We start from the raw sequence: 13,622 nt of genomic DNA, 5'->3' as shown, positions 1-13,622 counted from the left end.
ACGGATAAGCAGAAAGGCATGGAGACGTAGTAAAAATGGAGAAGCAGTAAAACATGGAAATGCTCACGAATGATCCCATTGCAATGAATGCAAGGAAACAGGCGCTCAAAGCCTATGTCCGCCAGCAGTTGGCGGCGGACTATCAGGAGTGCCCGTTTTTTGTGATGGCGCAGGCGACGCCTGAGGCGAACGCGACGACGACCATTACCTGCGCGCTTCCTGAGGCGCTTAACCGCCGGATTTACGCGATGGCGTCCGCCTCTCCGTTGCACCGGCTATCGCTGTTCTCCGCCTGTATCAAGTATCTGGCGTTTGCGCACAGCCACGAATCCCTGGGCGCGCTGAACTGGGCGATAGGCGCCGGAGAGCTGGGGCAAGGCGGCGCGTCTGCGCCCGAAGCGCCGACGAACGGCCCGAATGACGGCTTTTATGTCATTCCCGCCCAGTGGCGGCTGACGGAAACAGAATTGGCGCAACCAGTCAAACACCTGATCGGCGCGGAGCTGAGGCAATGGAAGCAGGTCGCCGGACTGGTCGCCGGCCTGTCGCCGCAAAGCGCCTCCGCCGACATGTCGGCGGGGCCGCAGGTGCTGGTGGGCTATTCGGAAACGGGAGCCCCCTGTGCAGGCTTTGACGCCTCGCAGTACAGGCTTTGTATTGGCGTTGAGGCGCGTCCTGAAGCAACCCGGGTGCATCTGCGCTTTAACCCGGCTCAGGTGGACCCGGCGCTGGCGACGCTGTTGCAGGAGCGTCTGCGGACGCTGATGGAGGCGATGGCGTTCGACCCGGGTGGCGTGCTCGGGTCCATGCCCTGGATTCCAGCGACGGAGCAGACGCGCATCGATGCGCTGTCCGCGCCGACTCAGGGCCGACCGTTGGCTTATCGCAATGTCGCCCAGGCGATTGCGGCGTCGATTCGCGATCGGGGCGAGCAGGTGTTTCTGGAGTGCGACGAACAGACGGTCAGCTTTAATCAGCTGGACGGCTATATCGACGCGTTGCTGCAAGCTCCCGACTGGCCACAGTGGGACGCCCTGGGCGACTATGTTTTGATCGTTGGCGATAAAGGGGTGGAGACCACACTGGCGGCGATGGTTTGTATGCGCATCGGCAAACCGTTCTGTCTGCAGTCCCGACAATCGCCAATAGAGCAGCTATCCGATGTGGTGGCCCTGCACGGGACCCAAACGGTGCTGTTGCAGGATGGCGGCGGCGAGCTGGAGCAACGCTTTGTCGCTCAGGGCTGCCGCGTCGTTATCCTGCCGTCATACAGCGGCGTAATTGTGGCGTCCGCACCGGCGTGTGGTCGCGATGAAGCGTTGCGCAAGGGCGACGCGGCGTCACTGGACGACCCTTTGTGCGTGGTGATGACGTCCGGCAGCGAAGGCAAGCCCAAAGGCTGCGTCAACACCCACCGGGCGCTGCTCAATATCTGTCAGGAAGAGCGCGCCCAGTATCACACGGATGACTCGCGGGTCGCCTCGCTGGCGAACCATACCTTTGATTACTTCGTGCTTGAGTGCGTGCTGGCGCTGACGGAAGACGTCGTCATTGTCGTGGCGCCGGAAGCGGCTCGCACCGACGCGGCGAAGTGCGTGGATTTCCTGCGGGAGCAGCGCATTGATCTGATGTTTACGACCACTGTGCTGGCGGAGGACATCATGGCGCAGGGGGATATCCCCAGCCTGCGGCAATTGTATTTCGGCGGCGAAAGCCTGCGCGCGTTCCAGAAAAATAACTACGAGCTGATCAACGTCTACGGGCCCAGCGAAACCGGGGTGCTCACCACCTATCAGAAGATCACCCGCAATGATCAGAAGATAACCATCGGCGGGCCATTCAATGGCTGCCAGTGCGTGGTGGCGTTTCCCGACACCCTGCAACCCTGTCCGATCGGTGCGCCGGGTGAACTGCTGATCGGCGGCGCCGGAGTAGGCGCCGGTTACCTGAATCGCCCCGATCTGACCGAAAACGCCTTTATCGAGCTGGACAACGGGGCTCTGCAGGGTCGCTTTTATCGCAGCGGCGACATCTGTTGCTGGGACGCGAACGGCGAACTGGAAATTCTGGGCAGGCGGGACCGGCAGTTAAAAGTCAATGGCTTCCGCGTTGAACTGGACGCCGTCGAGAGAAAGGTGCTGGACTTGCCTGGCGTGTCCCAGGCGGCGGTAATCAGTTTGACGGACCAGCGGGGACATGCCCGGCTTGGCGCTTTCATTGTCGCCAACGATAGCGGCCTCAACGAGCGTGATGTGCGGGAGATGCTGCTGCAGCGTACGCCGGCCTACATGGTTCCCAGCCAGATTATTCTGACTCCCTCATTGCCGTTGACCCGCAACGGCAAGCTGGATCGACAGAAGCTGAAGCAGATGCTCAGTGACGTCGCCAACAGCGACCTCGGCCCCCGTCCCCAAGGGCGTACCCAGGAGTGGCTGGCGGTGTGCTGGGCGCGACATCTGGAGTTGGATGTCAGCGCTATCGGAGCGGACAGGAGCTTTTTCGCTTTGGGTGGACACTCTTTGCGAGCGGGCAGGGTGCTGGCGGAAATACAACAGGAGTTCGGACAGGGGGTGTCACTGCTGGAGTTCTTTAAGCATGACGCCATCGCAAGTCTGGCGGCGCTGATCGACGCGCGCTGCGCCGGGCAGCGGGACGGCGCCGGAAACGCGTTCTCCAGCCTGCTGGATAAGGCGGCGGAGGCCGGCGAGGTGGTTCGGGGCGAGCTGTCCCCTCAGGAAGCCCGCTTGTATGCGCAGTACCGACTGCATCCAGACTCCATGGCCTATGTGCTGGAAATAGACATTCCCCTTGCGCGGGATGTCGCCAGCGACACGGTGAAACAGGCCCTGCAGGCCTTGCTTGACCGCCATGCTATTTTGCGCACGCGTTACCCCCTTGATGAACAGGGCGCGCCTTGCGCAGAAGCGCTGGCGACCCTCGACGTCGACCAGGTGTTGATCGGCGCTGACGCGGACTGGAGCAGGGCGTTCGCCCTGGAGCGCGGTCCGTTACTGCGAGGAAGCCTGCTGGAGCCGCAGACGGAGCGGGCGCGGTTACATCTGCAGGTCCATCATATTCTGGTGGACAAGCCCTCGATGGAGATGCTCAAGCATGAGTTTGAGCAGCTTCTGCGCGGAGAGCGGCCGTCGCCATCCAGCCTGAGTTACCGCCGTTATGCGCAGGCGCTGGCGCAAGCCCGTCAGCTGCCGCTCTGGGGGGAAGCGCAGGCATTCTGGAAGGATTACCTTGAGGATCTCGATTTTGATCCTTTCGGCCATGGCGCCGTGGATGACGAAGATGGCGTGAAGTACTCCTCCTGGTCTCTGTCTGCGACGGAGATTGAGGCGGTCAATCGGGTATGCGCCCGCCACAATGTCACGCCGGCGGTGTTCTTTCTGGGGATATGGGGACTGGCCGTGGCGCGGGAGGGCCGCAGCGATGGGTTTTCTATCTCCGTGGCGAATGCGTACCGTCCGCCTCAGGCGCAAACCACGGTGGGCATGTTCGTGTCTTTGTCTCCCTGCGCGTTTCGTTTTGATCGCGACGAAGAATGTTTCGACGCCTATCTCAAGTCCCTGGCGGAGGCGCAGTGGCGGGCCATGGAACAGCTGTTCTTTCCAGTAGAGGAAGTGTTTGCGTTACTGCGTCACGACCCGAGGGTGTTTGGCGCCAACCCACTGCTTAACGTCGCCTACTCCTATTTCGACGCCGAAGAGGAAAGCGACGCTCTCGCCAGCGACGGGACGGATAAAGAGAACGACAACGAGGCCCATGGCCCGTTGAACCTCACCGTCTTCCACGGCGGCGACCACAGTCGCCTGGTGCTGGAATATCAGCGCGCCGCCTTGTCGGACGCGCGGATAGCGAAGCTCGCCGCAAGCTATCGCGATATCCTGCGGCAGGCGCTTGGCGACAGTTCAACGCCACGACTGAAGGACCTGCTGGTTGCCGGCGACATCGCCGCCCAGGCGTTCCGGCCTGCGCAACGGCGTGAAGCCTATGGCTCCATTGAAGATATTTTACGCCAGGGTTTTCTGGCCCTGGGCGATCGTCCCGCCGTGATTGACGACGAGGGCGAGCTGAGTTGGGCCGAGTTCGCGTCACTGACCGGGAGCTATGCAGACCGCCTGAACCGCTCAGAGATTCGGCGCGCACTGATCCAAGGCCGTCCCGGACGCCGGTTGCAGGCGTTTCTGGCGGCGTGCTTTCTGACGCGAACCACTTATCTCGCCCTGGAGGAGGGAACGCCACAGGCTCGTGTAGAGGAAGTGATTCGCCATGGGCAGCCGGATATCGTGCTGAATGCGGACGATGCGATCGCCGCCAGGGACGTCGACTGGCGCCAGTTTGCGAGCCTGAAGTCCATGGAGACCAATCCCATCGCATGGATACTGTACAGTTCAGGCACCACAGGTCGCCCCAAGGGCATTTGCGTCGCGGCGCAGACCGTCGCGCAATATCTGGATTCGCTGGTCCGCACGCTGAACCTGCAACCCGGGGCGCGCGTAACACAGCAATTTTCACCCAGCTTCGACGGCTATCTGGAAGAAGTACTGCTGGCCTGGGCTGTGCAGGGAACCAGTCTGGTGACTGACCGCTACAGCCTGCTCGACGAGCGCAGGGCGAAAGCGTTTCTGGCGCAGCGCCGTCCCGATGTGATTTCTGCGGCGCCGGCGCTGTTTTCCGCCTGGAACCGTATGGAAAACCTGGCGCCGCTCCCCAAAGTGTGCATCAGCGGAGGAGACTTTCTCGCCTTCGGCGATATCGACCGCCTGTTGGAGCGCACCCAGATCTGGAACAGTTATGGTCCGACGGAAACCTGCATCGCCGTCTCCATGGCGAACTGTGCGGGCATGGATTCGGGAGCGATGCTGTCCATCGGCGCGCCTCTCGACCATGTCGCCTTCGCAGTGGTGGACGCCCAGGGGCGTCGCCTGCGTCCGGGGCAGTGGGGCGAACTGTTGATCTACGGAGACTTTGCGCAGCACGGCTACCTGAATGAGGCGGAACTGACAGCGCAGAAATTCGGGAGCGATGATCAGGGCGCTTATTTCCGCACTGGCGATATGGCCATGGTGGACGCCAGTGGCCAGTGTTTCCTGAAAGGGCGCATGGACGACAGCTGCAAGGTGCGAGGCAATTTTATCGGCCTTGGCGAACTGGAGAGCCGGGCGGGACAACATCCCGGCGTGATCGCGGCGGGAGCGGCGGTGGCGCTGGCGGGAACGCCGGAGGCCTGTCTGGTGCTGGCGATTGAAGGCGATGAGAACGGTGGTTCAGGACTACAGGAGCATCTGGCCCGGCATTATCCGCGCTCCCATTTGCCTTCCGCCATCTTCCCGGTGACGCGTTTGCCCCGCACCGAAACCGGCAAGCTGGATCGAGCGCAAATCGTCGCCCTGTTTCAGACGTGGCGTGAACGCGCGCAGGCAGCCCCGGACGCCACGGACCCGGCCTGGGACGGAGAGCTGGGGGAACTGGCGGTGTGCTGGCGTGAATGTCTGGGTTTCCAGGGAGCGTTGACGCCAGATTCGGACTTTTTCCAGGTGTCCGGGTCGTCTTTGAGCGCAGTGCGCCTGGCCAGCCAGATCGAGAGGCGGTTCGGCGTGCCGTTCAGTCCGGTGGATGTGTTTCGCCACGCCACCCTGGCCGCCCAGCGGGCCCTGATCGCAAACCGTCGCCAATCCCGGCATATGGCGGGGGGATGTCTGCAGGAGCGCTTGCTGAATGCGGACGACGCCAGACTTCCCAAGTGGGTGCTGCTGCCTCCCGCATTAGGCGGACTGGTGGAGCTGCAAGGGCTGGCGGATGCGTTGGCGGGGACCGTGACGCTATCGGTGCTGGCCTTGGAGCCAAACGCCGCGGTTGATCTTTCTGCGGAGGCGTTGCAGACCGCGTTGGCGGACGCCTTATCGGCGCTGGCGGCGGCGCTCCAGGAAACGCCCGCGCGCCCCCTGTGGCTGGGCGGCTATTCCCTGGGGGCGGAAATGCTGGCGGCGTTGCTGACGCAGCGTCCGGAATTAGGCCAGGACGTTGAGCAGCTGGTGTTTCTTGATCCCAACCTGCAAACCAGTGTGTTCGACGGGCCGGCGCTGTATGCGGAGTTCCTGGCGTTGTTCCGGGATATCGCCGCGTCCGCTGAAGACAGTGGGACAGCAAAAGCGCTGGCGGCGATCGAAGACGAAGCGGCGCTGCGGGAAGCCTCGCCGTCTCTGTTTATGGAATGGCGTTACTACCGGTTGCAGCATCAGCTCATCCAGCCCGCGCGCTTCCCGGAGCGATTGTCGGCGTCCCCGTTGAACCGCATTCCGACGCGGGTGTTTCTCTCCGACGACGCCGACGGGAAAAGCGCCGCCGCGTTGCTGCGTTCCGCGCCGGCGAATGCGCTGATACGGCGCCTGCAAGGGGATCACGTTGAGTTTTTGCGAGGATTGGGGGCCGATGATGTGTCACCCACAGATTTCTCCCAGGCGCCGCCCGTTGCGGCAAGTCAGCCCGAGCCGGTTTAGTGTTCAGGGGCGTTGCAAGGACCACAAGGATTTATATCAGACGACCTCGTCTGAGAGCATAACAAGGTATGGAATTATGAGTGTTGTAGAGATTAGAGAAGATCTGGATATCGCCGTTATCGGTCTGGCGGGTCGCTTTCCCGGTTCCGACAACTGCCGTGAGTATTGGCGCAACCTGCTCATGGGCGTGGACGGCATTTCTCATTTTAGCGACGAAGAACTGCTCAAGGCCGGGCACGACGCCAACAAGATACGCAACAAGGACTTCGTGGCGGCCAACGGCGTGCTGGGCGGGGCGCAGTATTTCGATGCGGAGTTCTTCGGATACAGCCAGGCGGAGGCGGCGTTGATGGACCCGCAAACCCGGCTGATGCTGGAGTGCGTGTGGCATGCGCTGGAGAACGCTGGCGTCGATCCCGACAAACGCGGACGCAGCATCGGTCTGTTTCTGGGCGCGCGCAGCACCGTGCAGTGGACCATGCAGGCCATGTTGTCCGAGCAGGTGGATAACGTTGGCGGTTTTCTGGCCTCGCAACTGGCCAATAAAGACGCCATGAGCACGCTGATCTCCTGGAAACTGGGACTGCAAGGGCCGAGCTTCACCATGCAGACCGCCTGTTCGACGAGTCTGGTCAGCATTCATCAGGCGGTGCAAAGTCTGTTGAACGGCGAATGCGATTTTGCTGTGGCCGGCGGCGTCAGCCTGTTGTTGCCGCAACAGAACGGGCATCTCTATCAGGAGGGCATGCTGTTCTCCAAAGACGGCAAAACCCGCGCGTTTGACGCCGACGCCAGCGGCAGCGTGTTTGGCAGCGGCCTGGGCGCGGTGGTGTTGCGCCGAGCGGGGGACGCCATCGCCGACAATGATCCCATCTGGGCGATTCTCAAAGGCTCCGCCATTAACAACGACGGCGCCCGCAAAGTGGGTTACACCGCCCCCAGCGTGAAAGGGCAGGCGGAAGTGATTCGCGCCGCCCTGCAACTGGCGGAAGTGGACGCCGCCGACGTGGATTTTATCGAGTGCCACGGCACCGCCACCGGATTGGGGGACAGCATTGAGTTCATGGCCTTGCGCGAGGTATTCGGTGAGACCGGCGCCGACAGCGACACGCCGAACCAGTGCGCGCTGGGCGCCGTTAAAAGCAATATCGGTCATCTGGACTCCGCCGCCGGGGTCGCCGGATTCATCAAGATGGTGCTGGCGCTCAAACATGGCGTGATACCGCCGACGCTGCATTTCCAGCGTCCCAATCCGCAGCTGGATTTTGAAAAGTCGTGCTTCTATGTCAACACTGAAGCGGAGCCTTGGCCGTCGCAGGACGGCAAGCTGCGCACCGGCGGCGTCAGCAGTTTCGGCATTGGTGGAACCAACGCCCATATTGTGTTGCAGGAATATGCGCCAGCGCCGACGAAGAAACCTGTCGAAAAAGAGCAGGGCGAACCGCTGTTCTTCCCTTTTTCCGCTATCAACTCAGCGTCGTTGACGCAGCATCTGGAAGCCGTGTCCCAGTGGCTGGTGACGCAGGAGAATCCTGATCTTCGCGCGCTCTCTCATACGCTGCGCAAACGTCACAGCTTTCCCTGTCGGGCGCTGCTGGCGGCGGATTCCCAATTCGCCTTAATGCGGGAAATCGAGCGTTATCTGGCGCTCGCAGAGGATGGCGATGCGCCGTCCCTGATCCGTTCGACCCTGGCGTCACTGACGCCGGAAGTCCTGAATGGGATGCCTGCGCCTCTTGATAAAGACAGTATCGAAAAATGGCTTTCCGGCGTGAGCAAGGAATTGCCTCGGTCTCTGTGGGGCGATCAATCCATACCGCCCCTGAAAGAGGTTCCGGGTTACGCTTTCGCCCGCGAAGACCACGGCGCAGGCCATGTCTCGGATAAAACCTGGGGACGCATCGCGGACGTTCTGTCGGCGCCGGAAGGCGGCAATCTCTCCAAAAACGCGGCGGGCATGCTGACGCCATTCTGGAAATCCATACGGCTTCGCAAAACCCCGGCGCAATCCGGGTCCCGGCGCGTGCTGCTCGCCCCGGCTTCGACAGAGGCGCTTACCGCAGGGCTCTCCCGGCATGATATCGAAGTGCTCGACTGCAACCCTTTATGTTCAGTGCAATTGCGCGGCGCACTGGCGGAGCTGGCCGCAGGCGCGCGAAGCGAGCAGGCGCTGACGTTAACGCTGGCGTTTCCCGCCGACGGCCTGTCAATGAACACCGAGTCTCTGCAGACGCTGGCTGAACTGGGCAGGGCGCTGACGGACGCTGATTTTTCAGGGTATGCGTCCGTGCATATCTATTTGCTGGCGCCTTCATTATCGGCCGTGGACGACCCGCAGCAGGACGCCGATCAGGTGCTGACGACAGCCGCGCTGAAATCCCTGGCGTTGGTGGCGCCTCAGGAGATCCCCGGCATCGCGTGCGCCTGTGTGGAGATCTGCAATCCCAGTGAAAAATGGACGCCGGCGGCGCTCGCCAGCGTACTGGCGTCTCCCATGCATGGTCCTCTGAAGCTGAGCGCAGAAGGACTGTTCGTAGAGGACTTTCGCAGTCCTGACGAAGACGAAAACGAGGTGCTGGATGCGTCGCATTTTACTGGCGGGACCTTCGTGATTACCGGTGCGGGGGGCAGAATGGCCAGAGCGATGGCGCAAACTATCGCCCAGCGCTTTCAGGGACGACTGGCTCTGATCAGCCGTCAGCCAGCGGACTCGCCCGCCATGAAAGAGCTGCGGCAGAAACTGACGGCGGCCGGCGCTGGCGCGGTGGAGGTGTTTCCCTATGCGCTGGAATCAGAAAGCGACGCCCTGGCGCTGTTTGAGAGCATTCGCCAGCGTCTGGGTGAAATACAGGTGGTGATTCACGCCGCCGGGGTGACGGATGGCGACTCCTTTGCGCCGCTCGCCCAGCTCGACGCAGATCGCTATCTGGCTCAGCTTGGGCCGAAAGCGCGGGTTGCGCAGACGCTGGCGCGGGTGTTCGAAAGCGTGCCTGTGGAGATCTGTTTTGTCACCTCTTCCATGTCCGCGTTTTTCGGAGGCATCGCCCACGCGCCTTATGCGGCCGCTAACCTGTTTCTGGATGGCTGGAGCCAACGGCGCAACAACAGACTGACGGCGACCCGCTGGGTGACGGTGAACTGGGAGACCATCCACTTCGAGGAAGCGTCTCAAAAAGACGCCAACGCCTGGGGCGCCAACGAAACCGCTCTGCTGGGAGCGGAGTTCCCCGCCTTGTTCGAACGCAGCTTGCGCGAGTTCGACCGCGAGAATCAGAAGATTTTCTCAGCCGGACAGTTTAGCGATCGTTTGTACGCCTGGGGCGGTCGGCGCCCGGCGAACGGCGAGGGACATTCATCGTCCGCGCTCCACAGCATTAAGCTGAAGCCGAGACCGGCGACCGTGGCGGCGGCGTTTGCCGCGCCCGGCAACGCCTTGCAGGAAGAGATTGCGGCCATCTGGAGCGGCATTCTCGGCGTTGAAGGCGTAGGGATCGACGATCGCTTTATGGAGTTGGGCGGCGATAGTCTCAAAACGATCGTGATGGCGGAGAAAGTGTACAAGAAGCTGGGCAAGCGGATCGCCATACAGGATTTCTTCGCGCAGCCGACTATTCGGGAAATTGAACGTCAATGTCTGCTGGAGCAGGAGGACGTCAAAGTCCCTGCGCTGGACATTGATCCCGCCGCGCCCATATTGGCGAGCGCGGATCAGGAACTGCTTTACATGCATCAGACCACCTTTCAGGACGCCAGTTATAACATGCCAGTGGCGTTCGAGTGTCCCGCGTCATTCAGTCCCACCGCGATTGCGGCGGCGATTGAGCAGGTGGCTGACAGGCATCTGGTGTTGAAGTGCCTGTTCAAGCGACAGGGCGCCAACCTGATGATGGAGCCCCAGGTTCTGGCCAAAGCCAGTCTGGCGGTGTTTGAAAGCGCTGCGACGGAGGCGGAGAATCGCGCGCGGCTGCAGCAGTTCGCCGCCATGCCCTTCGATCTGCACGCCACGCCGCCCATTCGCGCCATGATGATAACCAGCCCCGGCGCCGGGCGGCCTCATCAAGTGTTGATCGTCGTCCATCATATTGTTTGCGATGCGGTGTCGCTGGGCATCCTCGCAGACGATTTGCAGAACTTTCTCGCCGGGCGGCCGGCGCCGCCTTTGGAATACAGCTACGCCGCGTTCCGTCAGGTGCGACAGGCGGCTGAAAATGAGGAAAAAATCCGCAAGGACAAAGCGTTCTGGCTCGCCAACTTATTACCGTTGCCGGCGCCGCTGGTGTTACCGCGGGTGGAAGGATGCGATGACGGCGACGAAACCGTGCGCAATCAGGGCGCCACGCTGGCGCAGGCGCTGCCCAGACAGGTTGGTGAAGACATCAAACAGCTGTGCGAGGAACTGGGGCTGCCGACCTTTACTTTCTTCCTCGGCGCGTTTGGCGTGCTGATGAGCAAGATCGCCCGCACGGAATCGTTACTGCTTGGCGTTCCGGTCACCGGGCGCACGCAACCGGAAGAGATGCAGCTGGTCGGGTATCTGGTCAACATGCTCGCCCTCAAGCTTGAGCCGGAGGCGGAGTTCCCGGTGGCGGATTATCTGCTGGACCTGAACGAACAATGGGCCGAATGCGCGCCATACCAAACCTATCCCATGAGCGCGCTTTTACAGGACCTGAGCGCAGAGCCCTACTGTCAGCATCGCCAGGGCAAACACCCTCTGTTCGATGTGGTTTTTGGATACTTGCCGCAAAGCCTGAACGGGGGCGCTGAGGAGGCTCAGGAGGCCGGGCTGTCGCGGCTTGATATCAGTTCGGACACCGCGAAGTTTGATCTGGTGCTGGAGGTTTCCGAAACCCGGGACGGCTTTGATTGCACCATTCAGTATCGCGAACACATGTTCGAGCAGGCGACAATTCTGGCGTTGTTCCAGTACTACTTTGAACTGGTGGGCGCCATCCTCGCCGATCCGGAAACGGAAGTGGGGGACTTGCTGCAAAACCTCGAATACCAACCCGTCCAAACAGACGCCGCGCAGATGGCGGAAAGGGATGTGGACTTAGAGTTTGATTTTTAGGGAAGGGCGGTTATGAGCTTTATTGGCGATGTATGGAATGCGCTGGGCGATGTGGCGTTGTGGTCCTATGAGGAAGCCAGCATCTATCGGCGCAAACGGGAAACGCAGCCGTTGATGGATGAAAACGAGGCGGCGTCGCGCCTGCAAGAGGCGGATTACCGCCATGTGGAAAGAGTCTCGGATATTACCTCGGCGACGTTCAGCGAACGCTACCTGATGCGCAATGAGCCCGTCATTGTCGCAGACGGACTGCGGGACTGGCCGGCGCAACAACTATGGAGCTTCGACTTCTTTAGCGAGGAGTTCGGCGACCTGTCCGTCCGTTTGCAGGACGCGGGATTCAAACCGAAAGACAGCGTCGAGTTGCGCGCCTACCTGAAGCAGATTGCTGCGCTTCCTGCTGTAGAGCTGGGATGCATGAGCAATGAGCTGGACTACCTGCGCTATACCTATGACTCCTTTTTCAAGCATCTGCTGTTCACCTGGGGGTTCGGTCATCGCGTCAAAACGCAGTCGTTCAGCTTCCTCGCGTTTCAGCGCATTCAGCGGCACTGGGGCCGACCTTATTTTCTGCCCCAGAGCGGCTATCGGATTCCCTGGGTGCAGATGGGCTCCTTAGAGCCGAACAAGCGTATGTGCCAGGACTGGGGACTTTATTTCTCCGCGCCGGGCGCCTGCACCCGTTTACATGTGGACGGCATGCGCACGAATGCGGTGTTGTGTCAGGTAGTGGGCAAAAAAGCGGGATGGATTTTTTCTTCGTCGCTGGAAGGCGCCGCCAGAACCCTTGCAGAAGGTCGCTCTTTCGCCCATTCGCCCGCCGCCGCCAATGAGCCTGGCGGGCAGGCGGACAGGATTTGGCGCTTCGATCTGGAGCCGGGAGAAATCATGCTGATTCCCAAGGGACTGACTCACGAAGTGCATACCCTGTCCCCCAGCATTTCCCTGACTTACAACTTCGTCACCAGCCAGGAGTACGACGATTATTATAAATTCAAAAGCGCGCGCGGTCCGGGATGGATCGCCAGCGCTCCTATTGCGGCGGCGCCGGCGTTCAAGTCGGTATATCAAAAGCGCGCCGCTTCCGGGATTGACGCCAGGGAGGAGGCAAGCCTTGTCTGATTCAGTCTTGTTTGCAGCGAAAAGCAGGCCGCACGCCGCCGCGCAATTGCTGTTTATGCACCATGCCGGGGGCTCCAGTTACACCTACATGCAACTGGCGCAGAATCTGTCCGATTCGATTGAAGTCTATTGCCTGGAGCTGGCGGGACGAGGCGCGCGTTTTCTGGAGCCTCTTAACGCGGACGCTGATGCGGTCTTAGAAGAGATTCTCGACGCCGTCGAGCGATTGCAGCTGGGGCGCGACAAGCCCTTGATGCTATGCGGCCACAGCCTGGGCGCGGAGCTGGCTTACCAGACTGCGCACAGACTCAGGCGCAAGGCGCCGGAGATGCGCCTGGGAGTGATTCTCTCCGCCCGCGGCTATATCGATCCTGTTGACCTGCGCGGAAGACCTCGGGAGTCTCTGTCAGACGACGAGATTCTGCGCCTGCTGGAGCAATACGAAGGTACGCCGCCGGAGGTGCTGGCGGACCCTGAGTTGCGGTCATATGTGATTGGCGTGATGCGCAATGATCTGACGCTGTTGGCGGTCCTGGCTGGCATGCCGAAGCCGCCGCTGGACGTTCATGGCTTTATCGCGGGAGGAGACAGCGATAACCGCGTACCGGTGTCCCGTCTGGCGGGATGGCGGCGGGCGTTCGTTGCGCCCCTGACCCAGCGGGTGTTCAATGGCGGCCACTTTTATCTGTTCGCCGATAACCAAGTGGCGCCATGGATTGAAGCGCGGGTCAGCGAGTTAACGGGCTTGCAGGACAGTCGCGCCTGCGCGGCGCCAAGCAGAGAGAAACAGGACCTGACATCACAGGTATTGTGATTGAGTGATTGGCGGACAGACGGAAGCGACCTGTCCGCCGAATTAATGACAACGAAGTCGAGAGAGAAGTATGTCTGTATTTTCATCAACGATAATGGATTTTTGG

General features: G+C 61.2%; 4 protein-coding genes. All 4 read left to right on the top strand.

Going from position 1 to position 13,622, the window contains the following annotated elements:
* The first annotated feature begins 53 nt into the window (after window positions 1-53).
* The 4 genes from EUZ85_RS17995 to EUZ85_RS17980 all read left to right on the top strand — a co-directional run bounded on the left by EUZ85_RS17995 (window position 54) and on the right by EUZ85_RS17980 (window position 13,516).
* Complete coding sequence (locus EUZ85_RS17995) at window positions 54-6,509, top strand: AMP-binding protein (RefSeq protein WP_127970588.1); 6,456 nt, start codon at window positions 54-56, stop codon at window positions 6,507-6,509.
* 76 nt (window positions 6,510-6,585) lie between these two features.
* A complete protein-coding gene (locus EUZ85_RS17990; protein WP_127970587.1) occupies window positions 6,586-11,580 on the top strand; it encodes an SDR family NAD(P)-dependent oxidoreductase in 4,995 nt (1,664 codons plus the stop codon).
* Between the two features lie 12 nt (window positions 11,581-11,592).
* Entirely contained in the window at window positions 11,593-12,702 is a 1,110-nt protein-coding gene (locus EUZ85_RS17985) for a cupin-like domain-containing protein (RefSeq protein ID WP_127970586.1), read from the top strand.
* A complete protein-coding gene (locus EUZ85_RS17980; RefSeq protein WP_127970585.1) occupies window positions 12,695-13,516 on the top strand; it encodes a thioesterase II family protein in 822 nt (273 codons plus the stop codon). The genes EUZ85_RS17985 and EUZ85_RS17980 overlap by 8 nt, the downstream gene beginning before the upstream one ends.
* Window positions 13,517-13,622: the final 106 nt, after the last annotated feature.

It is taken from the genome of Hahella sp. KA22 (genome assembly GCF_004135205.1).
Classification (GTDB): Bacteria; Pseudomonadota; Gammaproteobacteria; order Pseudomonadales; family Oleiphilaceae; genus Hahella.
Note: the sequence above shows the minus strand (reverse complement) of the source record. Positions and strands in the feature narration are given on the sequence as shown.